The 17,833-nt window shown below is 65.5% G+C and carries 23 protein-coding genes and 2 tRNA genes; 23 read left to right on the forward strand and 2 right to left on the reverse strand.

What is annotated here, in order from left to right; genetic code table 11:
• Positions 1–183: 183 nt before the first annotated feature.
• Positions 184–1,230 (forward strand): alpha/beta hydrolase family protein, encoded by a 1,047-nt coding sequence (locus ABZ677_RS21565; protein ID WP_037188761.1) that lies wholly within the window; start codon positions 184–186, stop codon positions 1,228–1,230.
• Here the strand turns inward: ABZ677_RS21565 and hisC are convergent.
• On the reverse strand, positions 1,219–2,271 hold the full coding sequence (gene hisC / locus ABZ677_RS21570) for a histidinol-phosphate transaminase (RefSeq protein ID WP_358373067.1): 1,053 nt from the start codon (positions 2,269–2,271) through the stop codon (positions 1,219–1,221). The two genes, ABZ677_RS21565 and hisC, sit on opposite strands and share 12 nt — an antisense overlap.
• A 93-nt stretch (positions 2,272–2,364) precedes the next feature.
• Here hisC and ABZ677_RS21575 point away from each other — a divergent pair, with 93 nt between their 5' ends.
• The 3 genes from ABZ677_RS21575 to ABZ677_RS21585 all read left to right on the forward strand — a co-directional run bounded on the left by ABZ677_RS21575 (position 2,365) and on the right by ABZ677_RS21585 (position 3,465).
• A complete protein-coding gene (locus ABZ677_RS21575) occupies positions 2,365–3,129 on the forward strand; it encodes a dienelactone hydrolase family protein (protein ID WP_037187291.1) in 765 nt (254 codons plus the stop codon).
• 123 nt (positions 3,130–3,252) lie between these two features.
• A tRNA-Ser gene (locus ABZ677_RS21580) sits at positions 3,253–3,342 on the forward strand.
• A 50-nt stretch (positions 3,343–3,392) separates the two neighbouring features.
• Positions 3,393–3,465 (forward strand) — tRNA-Arg (locus ABZ677_RS21585).
• Here the strand turns inward: ABZ677_RS21585 and ABZ677_RS21590 are convergent.
• Complete coding sequence (locus ABZ677_RS21590; protein ID WP_358373070.1) at positions 3,431–3,757, reverse strand: helix-turn-helix transcriptional regulator; 327 nt, start codon at positions 3,755–3,757, stop codon at positions 3,431–3,433. The two genes, ABZ677_RS21585 and ABZ677_RS21590, sit on opposite strands and share 35 nt — an antisense overlap.
• A gap of 133 nt (positions 3,758–3,890) precedes the next feature.
• Between ABZ677_RS21590 and ABZ677_RS21595 the strand changes: the two genes are divergently transcribed.
• The 19 genes from ABZ677_RS21595 to ABZ677_RS21685 all read left to right on the forward strand — a co-directional run bounded on the left by ABZ677_RS21595 (position 3,891) and on the right by ABZ677_RS21685 (position 17,827).
• Positions 3,891–4,082, forward strand: coding sequence for a helix-turn-helix domain-containing protein (locus tag ABZ677_RS21595; protein ID WP_358373074.1), 192 nt, complete (start codon positions 3,891–3,893; stop codon positions 4,080–4,082).
• Positions 4,079–4,297, forward strand: coding sequence for a hypothetical protein (locus ABZ677_RS21600; RefSeq protein WP_358373077.1), 219 nt, complete (start codon positions 4,079–4,081; stop codon positions 4,295–4,297). Before ABZ677_RS21595 ends, ABZ677_RS21600 begins: the two co-directional genes overlap by 4 nt.
• A gap of 1,054 nt (positions 4,298–5,351) precedes the next feature.
• Positions 5,352–5,618: a hypothetical protein gene (locus ABZ677_RS21605; protein ID WP_358373080.1), complete on the forward strand. Its 267-nt coding sequence runs from the start codon at positions 5,352–5,354 to the stop codon at positions 5,616–5,618.
• Positions 5,615–5,923 carry a hypothetical protein gene (locus ABZ677_RS21610; protein WP_358373082.1) on the forward strand — a complete coding sequence of 103 codons (309 nt, stop codon included), beginning with the start codon at positions 5,615–5,617 and terminating at the stop codon, positions 5,921–5,923. The genes ABZ677_RS21605 and ABZ677_RS21610 overlap by 4 nt, the downstream gene beginning before the upstream one ends.
• Positions 5,920–6,225, forward strand: coding sequence for an HNH endonuclease signature motif containing protein (locus ABZ677_RS21615; RefSeq protein ID WP_358373085.1), 306 nt, complete (start codon positions 5,920–5,922; stop codon positions 6,223–6,225). Before ABZ677_RS21610 ends, ABZ677_RS21615 begins: the two co-directional genes overlap by 4 nt.
• A gap of 160 nt (positions 6,226–6,385) precedes the next feature.
• Positions 6,386–6,784, forward strand: a complete 399-nt coding sequence (locus tag ABZ677_RS21620; RefSeq protein WP_358373088.1) for a hypothetical protein — start codon at positions 6,386–6,388, stop codon at positions 6,782–6,784.
• Positions 6,759–8,174, forward strand: a complete 1,416-nt coding sequence (locus ABZ677_RS21625) for a hypothetical protein (protein ID WP_358373091.1) — start codon at positions 6,759–6,761, stop codon at positions 8,172–8,174. Before ABZ677_RS21620 ends, ABZ677_RS21625 begins: the two co-directional genes overlap by 26 nt.
• Positions 8,175–8,413: 239 nt before the next feature.
• The gene (locus tag ABZ677_RS21630; RefSeq protein ID WP_358373093.1) at positions 8,414–9,496 is read left to right on the forward strand and encodes a phage portal protein; all 1,083 of its coding nucleotides are present in this window, start codon (positions 8,414–8,416) and stop codon (positions 9,494–9,496) included.
• 47 nt (positions 9,497–9,543) lie between these two features.
• Entirely contained in the window at positions 9,544–10,284 is a 741-nt protein-coding gene (locus ABZ677_RS21635; RefSeq protein WP_358373096.1) for a M15 family metallopeptidase, read from the forward strand.
• Positions 10,281–10,412 (forward strand): hypothetical protein, encoded by a 132-nt coding sequence (locus ABZ677_RS21640; protein ID WP_358373099.1) that lies wholly within the window; start codon positions 10,281–10,283, stop codon positions 10,410–10,412. Before ABZ677_RS21635 ends, ABZ677_RS21640 begins: the two co-directional genes overlap by 4 nt.
• Positions 10,409–10,861: a hypothetical protein gene (locus tag ABZ677_RS21645; RefSeq protein WP_358373102.1), complete on the forward strand. Its 453-nt coding sequence runs from the start codon at positions 10,409–10,411 to the stop codon at positions 10,859–10,861. The genes ABZ677_RS21640 and ABZ677_RS21645 overlap by 4 nt, the downstream gene beginning before the upstream one ends.
• Complete coding sequence (locus tag ABZ677_RS21650) at positions 10,858–12,426, forward strand: hypothetical protein (protein WP_358373104.1); 1,569 nt, start codon at positions 10,858–10,860, stop codon at positions 12,424–12,426. Before ABZ677_RS21645 ends, ABZ677_RS21650 begins: the two co-directional genes overlap by 4 nt.
• 3 nt (positions 12,427–12,429) lie before the next feature.
• The gene (locus ABZ677_RS21655) at positions 12,430–12,783 is read left to right on the forward strand and encodes a hypothetical protein (protein ID WP_358373107.1); all 354 of its coding nucleotides are present in this window, start codon (positions 12,430–12,432) and stop codon (positions 12,781–12,783) included.
• On the forward strand, positions 12,780–13,103 hold the full coding sequence (locus tag ABZ677_RS21660) for a hypothetical protein (protein WP_358373110.1): 324 nt from the start codon (positions 12,780–12,782) through the stop codon (positions 13,101–13,103). The genes ABZ677_RS21655 and ABZ677_RS21660 overlap by 4 nt, the downstream gene beginning before the upstream one ends.
• Before the next feature lie 21 nt (positions 13,104–13,124).
• The gene (locus tag ABZ677_RS21665) at positions 13,125–13,595 is read left to right on the forward strand and encodes a hypothetical protein (protein WP_358373113.1); all 471 of its coding nucleotides are present in this window, start codon (positions 13,125–13,127) and stop codon (positions 13,593–13,595) included.
• Position 13,596: 1 nt separating this feature from the next.
• Positions 13,597–13,971, forward strand: coding sequence for a hypothetical protein (locus tag ABZ677_RS21670; protein WP_358373116.1), 375 nt, complete (start codon positions 13,597–13,599; stop codon positions 13,969–13,971).
• Positions 13,972–13,994: 23 nt separating this feature from the next.
• A complete protein-coding gene (locus ABZ677_RS21675; RefSeq protein WP_358373118.1) occupies positions 13,995–14,423 on the forward strand; it encodes a hypothetical protein in 429 nt (142 codons plus the stop codon).
• Between the two features lie 186 nt (positions 14,424–14,609).
• Entirely contained in the window at positions 14,610–16,382 is a 1,773-nt protein-coding gene (locus tag ABZ677_RS21680) for a hypothetical protein (protein ID WP_358373121.1), read from the forward strand.
• Positions 16,382–17,827, forward strand: coding sequence for a hypothetical protein (locus tag ABZ677_RS21685; protein WP_358373123.1), 1,446 nt, complete (start codon positions 16,382–16,384; stop codon positions 17,825–17,827). The genes ABZ677_RS21680 and ABZ677_RS21685 overlap by 1 nt, the downstream gene beginning before the upstream one ends.
• Positions 17,828–17,833: the final 6 nt, after the last annotated feature.

Genomic DNA, 17,833 nt, shown 5'->3' on the forward strand with positions numbered 1-17,833 from the left:
TAGACCGTTATGCCTCGAGTACATGTAACAAAGGATCACGCGGACTTTTGGACCCGCATGTACGCGGCTATTGTGAGCGAACCCACAGCTTTAGCGTGCGCGCAACTCGGTGGGTACGTTGAGTGACGGATGTTGTTTGTGTTGCGCCCCGTGAGGGTGCGCCGGGGGAGGATGGGCAATCTGATGCACCGCCGAGTGTTGGCAGTAGCGGGAACTGCTCTGGCAGTGTCGCTGCTGGGGTCGGGTCTTGCCGGGGCGCAGCCGCTTCCCGATACCGGCAGTTCCGACGGTGGCGGTGCGGCTCCCGGAATCACAGCTCAGTCCCTGCCTGCTGCGTCGGCACGCATCGATCGTGTGGACATGCTGACCGACCGTCGCGCTGCGGTGTGGGTCGACTCACCCGCGATGGGACGTGCCATCCAGGTCCAGGTTCTTCTTCCGGCCGCGCAGGCCGTGTCCCGCCCGACGCTCTACATGCTCGACGGTGTCAGCGCGGGCAAAGAATCCGATTACAAGGAAAGCACCTGGACGCAGAAGACCGACATCGTCGACTTCTTCGCGGACAAGCAGGTCAACGTCGTGCTCCCGGTCGGTGGATCGAGCAGCTACTACACGGACTGGAACGTGCCGGATCCGGTGCTCGGCGTGAACAAGTGGGAGACGTTTCTGACGTCGGAGCTGCCGCCTCTGATCGATGCGCGCTTCTCCGGTAACGGCACCAACGCGATCTCGGGTGTGTCGATGGGTGCCCAGGCCGCGATGGACCTGATCACCCGTCACCCCAGCCTCTACACCGGAGTCGCAGGCCTGAGTGGTTGCTACGACAATTCGCAGACCAACTTCAAGGACGCGGTGCGCGCCACCGTCGCCACGAACGGCGGCAACGCGACCAACATGTGGGGCGAGAACACCGATCCCCGGTGGGTCGAGCACGATCCGTCACGTAATGCCGAAGCGCTCCGCGGCAAGGACGTCTACTTGTCCGTCGGCACCGGCCTGCCCGGTCCGTACGAGCTCGGCCCCGGTGGTAGCGGCGTCGAGAGCGCACTGATGGGCGGACCGCTCGAGGCGGCCGCGCTGTACTGCACCACCGTGTTCGATACTCGACTCCGGTCGCTCGACATCCCCGCGACAGTTGTCTACCGCCCGTACGGGATCCATCAGTGGCCGTACTGGCAGGACGACCTACGTGAATCCTGGCCGACGCTCGAGCGCGCGCTAGGCCTGTAGAGCAAACTTCAGAAATGCTTCGTTCTCGTGCGGGTCGCCGATGGTGACCCGTACTCCGTCGTTTCCGTAGGCGCGCAGCAGTACGCCCTGTTCGGCGGCAGCAGCAGCGAATTCACCCGAGCGTTCTGCCAGCGGCAGCCAGACGAAGTTGGACTGCGACGCGCCGACGTCGTAGCCGCCCGCCACGAGCGCATCGCGCACACGATCGCGTTCCGCGATGAGACCATCGGTGCGAGCCAGCAGTTCCGCCGAGGCATCCAACGACGCCACCGCTGCCTGTTGCGCCACGGTGCTGACAGCGAACGCGATCCGCACCTTCGACAGTGCCGTGATCACCTCGGGATCGGCAATCGCATAACCCACCCGCAAACCGGCGAGTCCGTAGGCCTTGGAGAACGTCCGCAGCACGATCACGTTGCGTCGTCCGCGTGCCAGCTCCACTCCGTCGGTGTGGTTGCCCGCGTCGGGGCGGGTGTATTCGAAGTAGGCCTCGTCGAGCACCACGAGAATGTTCGACGGCACCGCGTCGAGAAACGCCTCGAGCTTGTCGCGCTGAACGACCGTTCCGGTCGGGTTGTTCGGGTTGCAGACGAAGATCAGCCGGGTGCGGTCGGTGATCGCGGCGAGCATCGCGTCCAGATCGTGCACGTGGTCGGCGGTCAACGGAACCCGGACGGGCGTCGCGCCGGCGACGCTGGTGACGATGGGGTACGCCTCGAACGAGCGCCAGGCGAACAACACTTCGTCGCCGGGGCCGCAGGTGATCTGAACGACCTCCTGGCACAGCGAGACGGAACCACTTCCGACGGCCACGTTCTCCGTGGCGACGCCGAGCTTCTTCGCCAGTGACTCGACGAGCGCGGTCGCTCGATTGTCGGGGTAGCGATTGACGCCGGCGACGGCCTCCGCGATCGCGTCGCGCACGCTCGGCAGCGGTCCCTGCGTCGTCTCGTTGCTCGCCAGTTTGATCGCACCCGGAAAGGTGCGGCCGGGAACGTAGGCGGGGATGGCGTCGAGGTCGGGGCGGATGCGCGCGGTCACGGCTGCCATTATGCGCCCAGGTTCGGGGTTGACTTCTACGCGTCCGTGATATTGCTGTGCACGACCGGACCGATCGTCCTATCTTCGATAAGTATGTCGGGAATATTGAGCGACGTCGCAGTTCTTCGGTCCGCCTCCGCGCCTACGGTCGGCGCGGACGACGTGGTGGACACGTCCGCGCACGAATCACCCCCGCGAGAGAAAGTTCCGTTGACGGCCGTCGAACCCGATGGGCCACCTCGCGGCGGAATCGTCGTGCTGCACGAGGCCCGTGAGGTGCCCGAGTCTCTGCTCGACCTGCTGCGCGCGCTCGCCTTGGAAGGCTGGCTGGCCGTCGCGCCGAACCTGTTCCATCGAGGCCACGGCGACGACAAGGAAGTATTCGGCGACGACCTATTCGCGGACTTCGACGCCACCTCCGACTGGCTCGTCCAACGCGGTGTCTACCCCGACTGTGTCGGAGTCATCGGGTTCGACGACGCAGGGACGGCAGCGTTGATCGTGGCCACCAGCCGTCCGGTCGGGGCGGCGGTCAGTGTCGCTGCGGCCGGAATCGTCGAACCGCTCAACTCCGACGCAGTCGCGTTGGTCGAGGCAGCACCCAAGCTGCAGGCCCCCTGGCTCGGTCTCTACGGCGAGGACGACCCGCACACCCCACCCGATCACATCGAAGCCCTTCGCGACGCCGCCACGCGCGCCTCAGTGGCCACGAACGTCGTCAGCTATTCGGGGCTGAAGCATCGAGCCGACCATCCCCGCGAACAACCGGGCAGCTCCGATCACAGCGACCCGGCAGCGGCGGCGCTCGTCGACGCGCAGACCCGAATCTTCGATTGGTTCGACAGCTTCATGCGCTGAAGAGCAACAAGCATCTTTTACGCGAACGCCGCGCGAACCAGAGGCGTCGACCAGCCGTTTTGCCTTCTGGCCTTTGCCGTGTGTAATCTCTTTCCTCGGCGGTCCGAGAGGGCCGGCAGCCTAGGAGGCGTGCCAGAGCGGCCGAATGGGAGTCACTGCTAATGACTTGTCCTTTCAACGGGACCGGAGGTTCAAATCCTCTCGCCTCCGCCACGAACGGTAGATCGTTACCGTTCAGCTAGACCAGTTGGATAACTGAACATGCGCCCGTAGCTCAACGGATAGAGCACTTGACTACGGATCAAGAGGTTAGGGGTTCGAATCCCTTCGGGCGCACAATCGCAGGCCCCCCGTCATCGGATGGGGGGCCTGTTCCTGTCATGAGCCAGTTCGCGTCAACGCCCGTCGCCATCGCCCACGCCATGACGGTGCCCCGTCGGATGTTGGCTTTGACCGAAGCCGCCATCCCTTCCGCGTCGATGCGTTCGTACAGCGAGACCGTGGCTCGAGATACGCCGATGGCCTTCGCCAGCTCGGACTGATTCAGCCCGGCAGCCATCCTGGCGAGCACTAGACGCGCGGGCAGATCGAGGGCGGGGATCATGCGCCCCGCGTAGCTAACCGTCATGTTGCGTAACGTTACGCAATTGGTCTGACAACTTTCAAGTCCTCGCTGGTCACAGGTTGGAACTGTCCCGACAAACGACGACTCGTCATGCAAGTGCGTGCCAATTCCTACGCAATCGCGTACGGTACCGCATATGCATTCAGACTTGCTGTCCACAGTCGAAGTGGCCGCGCGACTTCGCGTCCATCACGCCACCGTGGCCCGAATGGTCCTCGACGGCCGATTGGCAGCGCGACACCGCGCTCCCGGTCCGCGTGGCGCGTTCTTATTCGATCCGGCCGAGGTCGAGCGTTTCGCCGCGTCTCGTCGTGGGGTGTCCGCGTGAGCGCGCACGGTATCGAGCCGGTGCCGACCGAGGCTGAGTCACGCGCTGCCGACGATGCTGCTGTGAAGGTGTTGTTCGAGGCTCGTGAGTCGGATGTGTTCGCCGTGCTCGGCTACATCGCCGAGTTGCACCCGGGTGTCATCGCGAACGCTGTCGATGTGATGCAGCTGTCGGCGTCGATGGCCCGCCATCCCGCTGGGAAGCATCGCCGGTGAGGACTGTTCGCAGGGTTGCGGTCGTGCTGGCGCGTGTGTTCGCCGTGCTGGTCCTTGCAGCGGGGTTCGTGGTGTGGGTCGGTGTCTGGTCCATGTCGTTCTGGGCGGCACTGTGATCCATACCCGCAACCGGTGGGTCCGGTTCTGTGTGGACACCTACTGGTCCATGCGTCATCCGCAGCTCGATCGGTTGGATGAATGGGCGCGTGGATACGCGAGCGAAGAGCGTTCCTTCTACACCGATATCGAGCCCCGAGTTACGTTCCGCGACACCCTCGTTGCCTGCTCTCCCGAGTGGAGGGCGAGCAACGGTGGGTGATGTTGTGCGTGGGCCATGGAAACAACAGTGGCCCCTCCCTAGTGAGCGTGTCGATCCCGCTCGCGTGAAGTGGCGTCGCGGTCGCCCGCCGCCCCCCGAGGTCATCCGGCGGCACTGTGTGGACTGCCAGCGCCCGTTCGACCCGAAACGCTTTGTGCCCGAAACACTCCTGTGTGCCGACTGCCGCGCCGAACGCGCCCGCGTGGACACAGACACAGAACCTCCCACCCTGTTCGACGGTGGTGATACCAGCAACTAGCTCAACCATCTCCACGTCGCTTTCAGCAAGGTTCGACGTTAACCGACCAGCTTGCCGGTCACGCGGGGCGGACTCCGGCACTGCCCACCGAAGCCAGAGGTAGCTCCTTTGGTGGAGGTAATACAACGAATTGCGACCTGCCGAAATCGACAGGCCGCGACTTTCGTTGTCCCTGAACGGATGTAGGGGCGATCTTCCGGGGATTCCTAGGGTGGTGGCGACGATGCCCCACCCCTGTCCACTCACAGATACGGGATAGACATGGCCAATCACAAAGCTCGCCCACCACTGATACGCAAGGCAAGGTTCGATGACCGCTGCCGACTGTGCCTCCTGCCGGTCAATGCCGGTGACTCGGTGGCCTGGACTGCCGACAATGTCCTCTCGCACATGCAGTGCGCCACCGACTTCGACGCGGCCCGGCTCGCAAGGAAACAACGTGACGCGGCACAGGCCTTGAAGCGGAGGGCACGGCGATGACCGATCCGCAGTCTCCTGGACTCGATGAGCTGGCCGACAAGATTCACGCGGCGATGTGGCGGCAGAGCGCCGGTGACGCCATCGCAGCCCGGTTACGTGTGCTCACCGACGAACTACTGGTGGTCCGCACTGCGGTCATCCCGATCATGCCGCTCGACCGCGCCGTGTTCGACCCGCTCTACCGACACCTCACGTCCGCGCACCGATCCCTCGAGGAAGCCTCGCACCTGTTCGACTGCTGGCAACAGGGCATCGAACAGTGACCCTCGAAGCACCGGCCACGTTGGTGCCCCGTACCGGATGGCGGGATCGTGCCGCGTGCGTCGACACCGACCCCGACGACTGGGACGCCCCGACCGGCCAACCAGGGTCGGGCTCACACCTGATCGTCCCGGCATGGCAGTACTCGATGTGCCATGGCTGCCCCGCACTGGTCGACTGCCTCGCTGAGTCGTATGTCCTGAACGACACCGAAGTAGTAAGGGGCGCAACAGTATTGGGCAAGGTGCAGCGGGTGAACCGGAAACGGCTCGCTGTTTCACTGTCTCGGGTGGGTGTGCAGGTGTGATCGAGTGGGGTGGCCGAGCCGCCGCCGAGCTGACAGCGTTGACGCTGGCGACCTACGGTCGACGCTGCCACCTGTGCGGGCGTATGGGTGCCACCACCGCCGATCACGTCATCGCCCGCAACAGAGGTGGGCCGGACACCCTGGAGAACCTGCGGCCCGCACACAAGTCGTGCAACAGTGCGCGCGGTGATCGGCCACTGTCGGTGTGGTTCGCCCTGCATCCACTGCCCACCGGTCGTGCCCCCGCATCGCTGGACTGGACCAGTCCACCACCGGGCCAACCGTCACATGATGATGCGTAGTGATGCATACTCATTCATACCGCTGTGACCAGCGCAAACGCTCAATACATGCTCTGACCAGGGGTTTTCCGGTGGGTTAGACCCCCAGGAAGCCCCGCGTCTGCCAAGTTTTCCCCCGAAGCACTGGGCACCGGGGGTCGGTACACACCAGGAGGACACGATGCCACGACCAGACCCCCGCGCACCCGGCGACGGCCAAGCCGACCTGTTCGGTGCCGCCCCTGTTCGAGCGTCGAACCACGGTCGCCACTCCCAGGCGGTCGATCGGGCAATGGACGCCGCCGCTCAGTCGGACCTGATCAAGCCCGAGGACGAAGCTCTCGTCACCCTCGTCCGCGCCGCCGCCTGGTCCCTCGATGCGTTCGAGCAACAGAACAAGCCGTACGGATCGTCCAAGCTGCTCCCGGCGGTCACCGAAGCGCTCCGCGAGCTGCGACTGACACCGGACTCGCGGGCCACCGAAACAGACAACTCCCTGAAGGATCTGCTCAATGGACTCGGCGCGACGACCACAGATGCCCCCTCCGAGGTACATGACCCCGCGCGACTACACCCGTAAGACACACGGCCCCGGCGAAGCCCGCATCGCTGCCGCTCTCGGTCGCCCGTTCATGCCCTGGCAGGCAGCCGCCGCCGACCTCGCAGGAGAAGTGGACCCGGCTACCGGTCGCCTGTTTTACAAGCTGGTCGTCATCACCGTCCAACGCCAGGCAGGCAAGACGATCGGCAACCTCGCCAAAGGTGTCTACAGGTCGCTGATGGTGCCCAACAGTCGCATCTGGTACACCGCACAGACCGGCCTCGACGCCCGAGCCAACTTCCTCGAAATGGCCCGCCCCGCACAGCAATCCCCACTCGCGCCGATCTTCGACCTCAAGCGGGCATCGGCCAACACCGCCATGGAGTTCCATAACGGCTCCGAGTTCCGGGCGCACCCACCCACCGCCGGATCGCTGCACGGCAAACAAGGAGACCTCAACCTGGTCGATGAGTCCTGGGAGTACACGAAAGCCCAAGGCGACGCACTCATGTCTGGTATCTCCCCGGCGCAAACCACCCGCCACCGCGCACCGTGGCTCGGTGCGCAAACGGTGATCCTGTCCACACGCGGGACCGCCGACTCCGAATGGCTCGACGGGATGATCGACAAGGCCCGCGAGGAACCGGACGCATGCCTGATCGACTTCGGTGTCCCCGACGACGAAGACCCGACCGACTTCGCCACCATCGCCCGCTACCATCCCGCATTCGGTCACACCATGGGCATGGAGGCCCTGCACGCCGCCCGCACTCAGATGACCAACGAAGCGGAGTTCGTGCGCGGCTACGCCAACCGCGCCACCGGATCGAAAGACCCCCTCGTCTCCGAAGCCGCACTCGACACCGCAACCATCCCCGACGCCATCCCCGAAGGTGCCCGGTTCGCGGTCGGTGCCGCTACCTCGTTCGACCGCTCGTTCTCCGCAGTCGTCGTCGTCGCACAGATCACCCGCGACGACAACACCGTCTACGTAGCCGAGGTGGTCGACTCCGGCCCCGGCGTCACGTGGGCCGCAAACACAGTCGACGCGATCACCCGAGCGCGCCGGCCGATCGGCGTCGGCGTCAACCCGGACGGACCATCCGGCCGATTGGCCGACGCACTCACCGTCGCCCACGCCGCGCCCACGCCGCGTGAATGGTCCACCGCGACCGACGACATGCTCGCCCGCATCGCACCCAAACGCGGCGAAGGTCCACCGACCTTGCTCCTGCGGCACGACGACGGAATGCGCCGAGCATGGCGCGGGGCGGTCCTGCGCACCGTCGCCGAAGGTGGCCGCCAACTCTCCCGCAAACACTCGGTCGGGTCGATCGCAGAAATCGAAGCCCTCCTCGCAGCCCTGTGGATCGTCACCCATCCGCCCGATAGCGAACCCGAACCGATGCTCGTCACCATGGAAGGCTGACTCACACAAGATGACCGAACCCTATGCAGGCCAACCGATTACGATCGACAACGGCGCGGTGCGAGTCGCGGTCTGTAACAGGTGTGAGTGGCGCATCGCCTCGACATCACTGGCCGCTGTGTGGACTGCCGCCGCGCGACATCTGCGCGCATTCCACGGCGACCAAGCCGGTGGACGCAAAGCTCTGCGAGCATCATTGATGGCCCGTCGGCGTGAACAGCTCACCTACTTTTCTCCGCATGGGAATCCTGACGACGATTCGGCAAGCCGCCGCACTGACAAGAATGGTCGATCACGTCGCCCCGGAAAGCGCGTGGGCAAGCCCTAACCACCTCGAACCGATCACCGCGCCGGACTACTGGCCGACCGAAGGAATCACCCGCGCCGCCGCGATGCGCGTCCCCGCCGTCGCCCGCGCTCGCACCCTGATCGTCACCAACATCGCGCAATGCCCCCTCGTCGCACTCGACGGCGGAGGGGTGTTGCCGACCGAGTTCCGCCCCACCTGGCTCGACCGCACAGATGGACCGATCTCCCCGTTCCATCGAATGCTCAACACCGCCGACGACCTGTTCTTCTACGGCTGGTCCGCATGGGCCGTCGAACGCGACAGCTCCGGCGAAGTAGCCGCCGCCGACCGGATTCCCTACGACGATTGGACAGTCGACCCGGAAGGCCACGTGATCTACAAAGATCAACAGGTCGACACCGGAACGGTGATCCTCATTCCCGGCATCACCGAAGGCATTCTCACGGTCGGGGCATCTGCGATCACACACGCCCGCACCCTCGCCCGCGCCGTAGCGACCGCCGCCAACACCCCGGTCACTAACGTTGTCTTGAAACAGGTTGCGGGAGAACCGATCACCCGCGCAAAAGCGCAGGAAATCGTTTCCGACTACGTCAAGGCCCGCACCGAAACCGGGCACGGAGTCACCTACGTCTCCTCCAACATCGAACTCATCGAAGCCGGGAAACGCGACCCGGCACTCCTGATCGACGGACGCAACGCCGCCGCCGTCGACATCGCCCGCGTCACCGGCATCCCCGCCACCCTGCTCGACGCGACCACACCGGGTGGATCGAACACCTACGTCAACACCCAAGCCCGACTACAAGAGCTGGTCGACTTCGGCCTCGCCCCGTACATGTCGGCCATCGCCGCCCGCTTGGGCCTCGATGACGTGGTGCGTGGCGGCACCCGCATCGAGTTCGACACCTCCCCGCTCGTCTCCGTAGCAGGAGGCAACGTCTCGGTCCCCGACGACGGACCCGCCCCCGCATCGACCCCACTCGCATCCGTTCAATCGAAAGGCGCTTGATGCGTTACCCCACCCGCCCCGGTGCGCCCTCCGAAAACGGATGGCCCATGATCACATCAGCCGGAACCGTGGCCGTCGAAGTGGTCCCCGCGGCCAAACGAGTCGGATTCCGCGCCGGTCCGGTCGCCACCATCATGAACGCGTGGATCATCTACTACGACCGGCACATCGAGCGCATCCGGTCGCAAGTGTGGGGCCACTCGAACGACAACGACGTAGCGAACAGTAACCACATGTCCGGCACCGCCGCCGACATCCACGCCCCCTGGTACGGCATGGGCGTCCGGAACATGCCCGCACCGATCGTCGCCAAAGTCGAAGACGGTATGCGCAAGTTCGGCCCCGCCCTCTACTGGGGCGGCTGGTGGAACTACCCCGACCAAATGCATTACCAAATCGGCTTGCCCCCAACCGATCCCAGGGTTCAACAGTTGGCCGACCGGCTCGACGCCGGGTACCTCGGCATCTACGGACCCGCACCCGCCACCCCGCCTGCACCTGGAAAGGACGCCCCGATGAGCGCCGCCGAAGTCAACGAAATCAAGAAATACATCGCCGACTACATCACCGGATTCGTCGGCCCGATCGGCTCCGACGTGAAAGATGTTCGCTACCAACTCACCGGCTCACGTGACCTCGTGGCACCGGGCGGCAAGATCAACGAACAGGCCTCCTATCCCGGGCTCGACATGCTCGGCGGACTGACCCCCGTCGAAGCGCTCGCCGCACTCGGCTACCGGGCGGGCATCACCGGATTCATCGACCCGATCACCGGTGCACGACGATGATCAGTGTTCTGGCCGACGCCGCCGCATGCGCCGCGCTGGCCCTCGGCGTCGTCAACACTGTCGTCCTACTCGACACCCGCGCCGCCATCACCCGCCTGGCATTCCAGTACCGCATGGACCGACTGTGAGCGACTCGAACAAAAACGGTGCAAGTGCCCGCGACCGCACCATCGCACTACTCGGCGCGCTCGCCCTGGCCCTGCTGATCGTCGTCGGTATCGGATACGCCGCACTCGACGGCCGCGACCTCGCATCGTTCGCACCGACCCTGCTCGGATTCGCCACCCCGACCATCGTCGCACTGCTCGGCATATCCGGAGTGCGCGCCAACATCGGCCGAATGGAAAACAAAGTCAACGGCAACTACGACGAACTCTCCACACGCAACGAAGAACTCGCGCTCCAACTCGGCTCCGCAACCGGGGCCATGCCCGCCGTCACCCCACCCCCTCCGCAGCCCACCTACCCGGTCCGGGCCTACTCCGCAATCCCGCCCGCACCCGATCCACCGTCGCCCTTCATTGATCCGTACACCACCGACACCGGCGCAGGCCGTCACCGCTGGGACTCGAAATGACCATCATCGACGCAAACACCAAGCGCCGCACCATCACCGGAATAATCCTCCCCTACGACGAACCCGGCGCAACCACGGCGGGGCGCATCACCTTCAACCGCGGTTCTCTGCGCATCCCCAACGATCTGTCGTCGGTCAAGTTGCTCCGCGATCACTCCACACACGGCGGTGGCCCCGTCGCCGTCATGTCCCGCTGGTGGGTCGACGCCATCGACGGAGGCGGCATCGGCGTCTACGCCGACTTCACCGTCCCCGCCACCCCAGACGGTGACCTCGCGCTGATCGAAGCGCAATCGGTCCGCGACTGCTTCTCCATCGAAGCGGTACCGCTCACCCGCAACGGCCCCTACATCACAGATTCCGTGCTACGCAAAGTAGCCATGGTCCCCATTCCCGCCTACGAAAGGGCAAGAGTCACAATGGTTTACGCAGAACGAGCCGACGAACTGATCCTGGCTGAGAACACCACAGCAGCGGGCCAACCCGCCCCCGCCCCCGCTCCGGCACCCGCCCCCGCTCCGGCTCCGGCTCCCGCTCCGGCACCGGCTCCCGCTCCGGCTCCCGCTCCGGCTCCGGCTCCCGCTCCGGCTCCGGCACCGGCTCCGGCTCCGGCACCGGCGTCGAACGCGTCCGCGCCGCGCCCTGCCGTGGTGCCCGCCGGACTGGGTCCGGTGCGCACCGGTGCCGCCGCTCAGCAGGGTGCTTCACTCGATCAGGTGCTCGGTGCCATCGGCGCTGCCGTACGCGGTGAGGAAGTGCACGCCGAACTTTCCGATATCACCATCGCCAACCAGATCGGCATCGCCGCTCCCGCCTGGCTCGGTGAACTGTGGTCCTCCGTCGCCTACCAGCGGCGCATCGTCCCACTGCTCACCACCCGCCCCCTGACCACACGACAGGCGGTCGGCTACCAGTGGGTCACCAAACCGAAGGTCGGTAAGTACGCCGGTAACAAGACCGATATTCCCACCAACCTGCCGCAGACCCGCGAGGTCAAGCGCGACTCCGAGCGGTGGGCCGGTGGCCACGATATCGACCGCGCGTTCTTCGACTTCGGAGAGACCGCCTACCTGGCCGCGTACTGGGCCGCGATGAACGAGTCCTACGCCGAGGAAACCGACCTCGACTTCGCCGACTTCCTCGACACCAACGCGCTGCCATTGGCGGGCTCGTTCCCGGACATGGTGCGCGCCATCACCGCCGCCGCCCTCACTGTCGACGCCGAAGTCCGCACCCCGGCAACGTTCGCCATCGTCAACCCCCTCGACCTGCTCACCTTGCTCGATGTGTCGATGCTCGAAGCGCCGCACTACGGCAACCTCGCCCCACTCGGTGACCCGTCGAAGTGGACCACCTCGACGGCCGTCGAACGCGGCACCGCCCTGGTGGGCGCAAAGAACGCCGCCTCGTTCTACGAGCTCACCGGCTCCCCGCTCCGCGCCGAGGCAGAGCACATCGCCAAGGGTGGCCGCGACGCTGCCCTGTTCGGGTACACCGCGAAGATCATCAACCGCCCCGAGGCGCTGCGCAAGGTGGCCTTCACCGCACCGGTCGCAAACGGATAACCCGTGCCCACCGTTACCCGCAACTCTCTCGGCGCTGCTGTGACAGTTCAACTCGGCCTACCTGCCGCAGACGATCACGTGCCGGGAGTGGTCGACGCGGTAGCAGGTCTGCTCTACCGCTGGCACGACTGCACACTCGCACCCGAAAATGCAGCCGTGCCAGCGGAATCCGCAGTGTGGCCCGACGATCTCTTTCGTGGCGCTGTGATGCTCGCTGCGAAACTGCACCGCCGCCGCAACACCCCGGACGGCACACTCGCCAACGACGACTACGGACCTGTCTACGTCGCCCGCTCCGACCCCGATATCTCGATGCTGCTGCGCCTGGGCAAGTGGCAACAGGGCTTCGCGATATGACCGCACTCGATACCCGGCTGGCGTTGCTGGTGGCAGAGGTCCGCACACTCGGCATCGGAGCTGCCACCGACACCGCCGACCTACAGCTGCCCGGTGTGCTCGTCGGCGTCGACTCCGTCGCCTACGACACCCTCTCCGGTGAGCCGTCGATCATCGCCTCCCTCGACGTGCTCGTTCCCGACGCGGACAGGGCGGGCGCATACCGCAATCTGGGGATCGTTCTCGACGCCCTCGCCAGGCTCCCCGTCGAAGCCGTGTCCTCGATCACCAACGCCGCCGGACAGACCATCGGCTGGCGTGCCCTCTACCCCCTCGACTGACATCATCGAAGAAAGGCCGTCATGACTGCACCAGCAGCACCACCCAAGCGCCCGATCCACACACTCGGCCCCGGCTCCCTGGTCATCAACGCACCCGGTGGCGGGTCCGTCGCCCTCGACATCTCCTGCCAGATATCGAACCTCGTCATCTCCGCCAAAGGCGACAGCGAAGACCCGACCCCGACACTGTGCGGGGGGGCGGTCGCCGGAGCACGCACCTACGCCTGGACCATGGCAGGGGCGGTGTTCCAGGACGTACAGGCCGACGGACTGATCGACTGGACCTGGCGCAACGCCGGAGCCGAAACCGGATTCACCTTCATTCCCGATACCACCGGGCAGGCGAAGGTCACCGGCACGGTCATGGTCGATCCGGTCGGACTCGGCGGAGATGTGAAGAAACGCAACACATCCGAATTCGAGTGGAACATCTCCGGCGACCCGGTATTCACCGCGCAACCGGCAACCGGCGGAACAACCCCCGCGAGCTGACATGGAATACCGCGTCGAAGGTGCCCGCCGACTACGCTCGACTCTCCGTCAGGCCGGCGTGCGGGCATCGCAGATGCGTGCGGTCAACAAAGCCGCCGCCGATATCGTCGTCGGTGCCGGCCGAATCAGTGCCCCCCGCCGGTCCGGTCGCCTCGCCGCATCGGTCCGCAACGCAGGCTCCACCCCGTCCACCGCGATCATCTCCGCAGGGCGCGCCTCCGTCCCCTACGGCGGGGCGATTCACTGGGGGTGGCCCGCCCGCCGCATCCCCGCCCAACCCTGGCTCTCTCTCGCGGCCCAAGCCACCGAACCCCGGTGGATCACCGAATACCACGACCACATGGACCGGCTCATTCGGTCCGTCGAAGGCGCATGACGCCCGAAAGGAACACCGCCACAATGACACTCGAAGCTCCCGAAGTATCGTCCGACCTCACCGTCGTATTCGAAGACCGCCGCGTCACCATCTCCCCACGCCTGTCCGACTCCGTCGCCTACTCGCTGATCTGGCGTAAACGACAGTGGCCGTCACCGTCCGAAGATCAGATCATGCTCAGCGCCTACGTCGCGTTCGCCGCGTGCCGCCGCACCGGAGTGTTCGCCGGATCGTTCGAGGACTTCACCGACGCTGTCGTGGCCATCGACGTAGCCGACACCCCCGGCGACAACGCTGCCGATGACGGTGGTGAGCCGGACCCTACGTCGGGCGACACCGCCGTTCCCCCGCAGGCGTCGCCTCTCGATCTGACACCCGCACCGCTGACCCCACCGGGCACCACGGGGTACCCGGCACCGAACCCCGCCGCGTACCCTCCGCCCGTCGTCTGATTCTCGCTCTCGGTGCCGCCGCCCTCGACGGCCAAGCCCTCCCCGACGACGACCCCGGCTACCTGATCGCAGCCCTGTCGGTAGCAACCGGAATCACCCCCACCGCGCTACTGGCAGAACCCGACGTGATGATCGCAACGATGCTCGACGTGCTCGCCGCGAGGGCAGAAGAAATGGAGAACGCGCATGGCCGGTAGAACAGCCATCCTGCGAATACGGATCATCAGCGACGCCGTCACCACCGGCTTCGACAGAGCCGAGAGAGCAACCAGAAAGCTCGGTGGATCTGCGAGCAACACCGCCGGAAAGCTGACCCTGCTCGGCGCGGCAGCGGTATCGGGTGCAGCCGCCGCCGCGCAAGCAGTGACCGCCGTCGCGGTCGCCGGAGCGTCGGTAGGGCTACTCGCCCTCCCGGCGCTCGGCGCGGTCGCCGCCGGAATGGACGGAATCAAAGCCGCCGCCCAAACCGCCTCACCCGCCCTCACTCGGTTCAAGTCCACCATGTCATCGGTCTTCGAAACCGGTATGACACAGGGCTTCTCGGACCTGGGTGCCACACTCGATGCCATCGCCCCGCAAATGGCTGGGGTGGGCAGAGCGGTATCGGGAGTCTTCAATGGCTTGGCCGCAACGGTCAAAGACAACGCCACCGGCATCGGCGCGCTGGCCGACAAGTCCGCCGAATTCGTCACCCGACTCGGGCCAGGGCTGAACACCCTCGTCACCAAGATGATCGAGTTCGGTTCCTCGATCAACGTCGACACCATCTTCGCCGCGTTCTCCGCGATCGGCGATCTCCTCGGCCCGGTGGTCACCCTGTTCACCGAGCTGGCCTCTGCCGCTGGACCATTGGGCGGCGCACTTGGAATCGTCGGCGCGATCATCACCGCGATCACCCCTGCCCTGGTCTCCGTGGCGCAGTCGGTCGGCCCCGCCCTCACCGACGCATTCACCGCCGCAACTCCTGGCATCCTCGCACTGGCCGACGCATTCGCTGTCGTCATCGCCGCCGCCGCCCCGCTACTGGCCCCACTGGCCTCGATCGCATCCGCTCTCCTGACCGGACTCGGCCCCGCCCTGCCCATCATCGTCGGCGCTCTGCTTGCCATCGGCCCCGCCATGACCGCAGTGTCCATCGCCACCAAAGTGTGGGCGATCGCCCAAGGCATCCTCAACATCGCGCTCACCGCCAACCCGATCGGCATCGTCGTCGTTGCGGTTGCCGCTCTCGTCGCCGGAATTGTCTACCTCGCCACACAAACCCAGTTCTTCCAGACCATCTGGGCCGCGATGGTTTCGTTCGTCACCACCGCTATCGCCGCCATCCCCCCGATCGTCGCCGCCATCGGAAACATCATCGTCGGCTACTTCTCCGGCGCGGTCGCCTCCATTATCGGCGTCTGGAACACCGTCACCGGGGCCGTGTCGGCTGTGTGGAACGCGATCTACAGCGCAGTCTCTGCCGTCATCGACTCCATCGTCGGGTTCGTCACCGGCAAAATTCAGAACATCATCGACGTGTTCAACACCCTGCGCTCGATCGGGTCGTCGGTGTTCGACACCATCGCCGGTGCCGCATCCGCCGTCACCGGTGCCATCTCCACCATCATCGGCATGGTCCAGTCCCTGATATCGGCCATCGCCTCGATCCGCTGGCCGTCCCCTCCCGGCTGGCTCAGCTCCATCCTGGGCTCCGCAGTCTCACCGGACGGCGCGATCACCGCCGGTGCGTCTACTCCGAACACCATCACCGCCGCATCCGCCGCCCCGTTCACCGGTGGCAGCAACCCCCGCATGTTCGCCTCCGCCACGGTGATCAACGTCGACAACTCCACCACCGTCCGCGTCGACGGATCGGGAGCAGTGGACCCACAAGCGATCGCAGGGACGGTCGTCGGTGCCATCGGCCGCAACAGTCGCACCCGAGGAACCTCCCCCGCCGTCCGGCTGGGAGCCTGATGGTCAACCCGACACCGGTCATAGCCCTCGACGGCGAATTCGTTCGATGCGACACCGAAACACGTAACGGTGCAACGGTATTCAGCTCCACCCGCCCCACTCTGGTGGGGGCACTGAAGTACGTGTGGGGCCGCTCGGACGTGTGGACCCAACCGGAACCGACCGTGCTCACCTTCACCATGTTCGACCCCACCGGCGCATGGCTGGCGCGGGTACGTGACCGCCAAGCGATCGGCCGTGGGGTGCTGGTCTGGGTAGATCGCACCGGCCGCAGACCCGGCGTGCGGTACCTGTTCCAAGGGTTCACCACCGACGTGGACGTATCGCGCTGGCGACACAACACCACAGACGGACCCGTCAACGGCTACCGAGTACAGATACAGGCCGTCGACCGATCCGGATGGCTGGGCAACATCTCCTTCGACGCAGGCGATGCACCCGAAGAAACGATGCAGCTCCGCGCCGTGCGCATCCGCAATCAAGCCGCCGCAGGCGGCGCGGGCATCCGAGAGTTCTACTTCGAGGACCGATTCAAGGACGGACAAACCAGGCCCGTCACCGTCACAGACAAAACCGTCCTCGAGATGACGAACGAGATGTACCGATCGTTCGCCGACCAATGGTCCTACAACCCACACCGCAACGTCGTCACCCGCATCGTCTCGGGCTCCCAGTTCGGTGCCTACAAACTGACACTCGGCGTGCCCTTCGATGACCCCCGCAAAAAAATCGGCATCTACCCACCCACCTGGACCGACCCCACTGGACAGCAATCACCGATCGACCAAGAGGGGTACCCCGGCGCATACATCGGCGGCTGCGACGTGCTCTCCGAAGTCGCCCTGTCCGCCTCCACACTGACCGACATCACCCACATCGTGTGCCAGTGGAAAGACAAACCCAACGGCTACCGCGACTGGGTCACCACCGTCACCGCCCGCGACGCCACACCACGCCGACTGCTCAAGTTCGACTCCTGGTACAACAACGGCACATTCGTAGACCCCGTCATCGAAGACGTCCGCCGCCTCGTCACCGGCGAAGCCACCAAACCGGCGCACCCAAGGATCACCTGGGATACCCAACGCACCACCGAGATCGCCGGATGGGATACTTTCGAGTCCCTGACCCTCCCTGCCGGAACGATCCGCCAAGTCGTGGTAGCCGCCTCCCCGTTCACCGTCGACATGCAACTCGCGCCCGTCTGGCACCCCGCAGGTGGGGAAGTGGTCTACGAGAACGGCTACTGGCGCGTCGGCATCGACCTCGCCCCCTCGAGCTACGTCTTCCCTGCCGGGTTCACCCCCGTCACATTCGGCGAGTTCGCTGCCAAAGGCTGGCGCTACGCCGACTACAGCAGGGCAGAGACGTACTCGCTCGACAACTCCGTCACCTACTACGACCTGAGCTACGTCGACAACGCCGACGCCGCATTCGTGGATTGAAAAGGA

Source organism: Rhodococcus sp. NPDC006774 (genome assembly GCF_040636045.1).
Lineage (GTDB): Bacteria > Actinomycetota > Actinomycetes > Mycobacteriales > Mycobacteriaceae > Rhodococcoides.

Coding starts and splice junctions, on each gene's coding strand:
- ABZ677_RS21670 (WP_358373116.1), top strand. CDS start 13,597: ATGGAATACCGCGTCGAAGGTGCCCGCCGACTACGCTCGACTCTCCGT.
- ABZ677_RS21575 (WP_037187291.1), top strand. CDS start 2,365: ATGTCGGGAATATTGAGCGACGTCGCAGTTCTTCGGTCCGCCTCCGCG.
- ABZ677_RS21685 (WP_358373123.1), top strand. CDS start 16,382: ATGGTCAACCCGACACCGGTCATAGCCCTCGACGGCGAATTCGTTCGA.
- ABZ677_RS21595 (WP_358373074.1), top strand. CDS start 3,891: ATGCATTCAGACTTGCTGTCCACAGTCGAAGTGGCCGCGCGACTTCGC.
- ABZ677_RS21680 (WP_358373121.1), top strand. CDS start 14,610: ATGGCCGGTAGAACAGCCATCCTGCGAATACGGATCATCAGCGACGCC.
- ABZ677_RS21675 (WP_358373118.1), top strand. CDS start 13,995: ATGACACTCGAAGCTCCCGAAGTATCGTCCGACCTCACCGTCGTATTC.
- ABZ677_RS21620 (WP_358373088.1), top strand. CDS start 6,386: ATGCCACGACCAGACCCCCGCGCACCCGGCGACGGCCAAGCCGACCTG.
- ABZ677_RS21565 (WP_037188761.1), top strand. CDS start 184: ATGCACCGCCGAGTGTTGGCAGTAGCGGGAACTGCTCTGGCAGTGTCG.
- ABZ677_RS21590 (WP_358373070.1), bottom strand. CDS start 3,757: ATGACGGTTAGCTACGCGGGGCGCATGATCCCCGCCCTCGATCTGCCC.
- ABZ677_RS21665 (WP_358373113.1), top strand. CDS start 13,125: ATGACTGCACCAGCAGCACCACCCAAGCGCCCGATCCACACACTCGGC.
- ABZ677_RS21650 (WP_358373104.1), top strand. CDS start 10,858: ATGACCATCATCGACGCAAACACCAAGCGCCGCACCATCACCGGAATA.
- ABZ677_RS21605 (WP_358373080.1), top strand. CDS start 5,352: ATGACCGATCCGCAGTCTCCTGGACTCGATGAGCTGGCCGACAAGATT.
- ABZ677_RS21660 (WP_358373110.1), top strand. CDS start 12,780: ATGACCGCACTCGATACCCGGCTGGCGTTGCTGGTGGCAGAGGTCCGC.
- ABZ677_RS21630 (WP_358373093.1), top strand. CDS start 8,414: ATGGGAATCCTGACGACGATTCGGCAAGCCGCCGCACTGACAAGAATG.
- ABZ677_RS21635 (WP_358373096.1), top strand. CDS start 9,544: ATGATCACATCAGCCGGAACCGTGGCCGTCGAAGTGGTCCCCGCGGCC.
- ABZ677_RS21640 (WP_358373099.1), top strand. CDS start 10,281: ATGATCAGTGTTCTGGCCGACGCCGCCGCATGCGCCGCGCTGGCCCTC.
- ABZ677_RS21625 (WP_358373091.1), top strand. CDS start 6,759: ATGACCCCGCGCGACTACACCCGTAAGACACACGGCCCCGGCGAAGCC.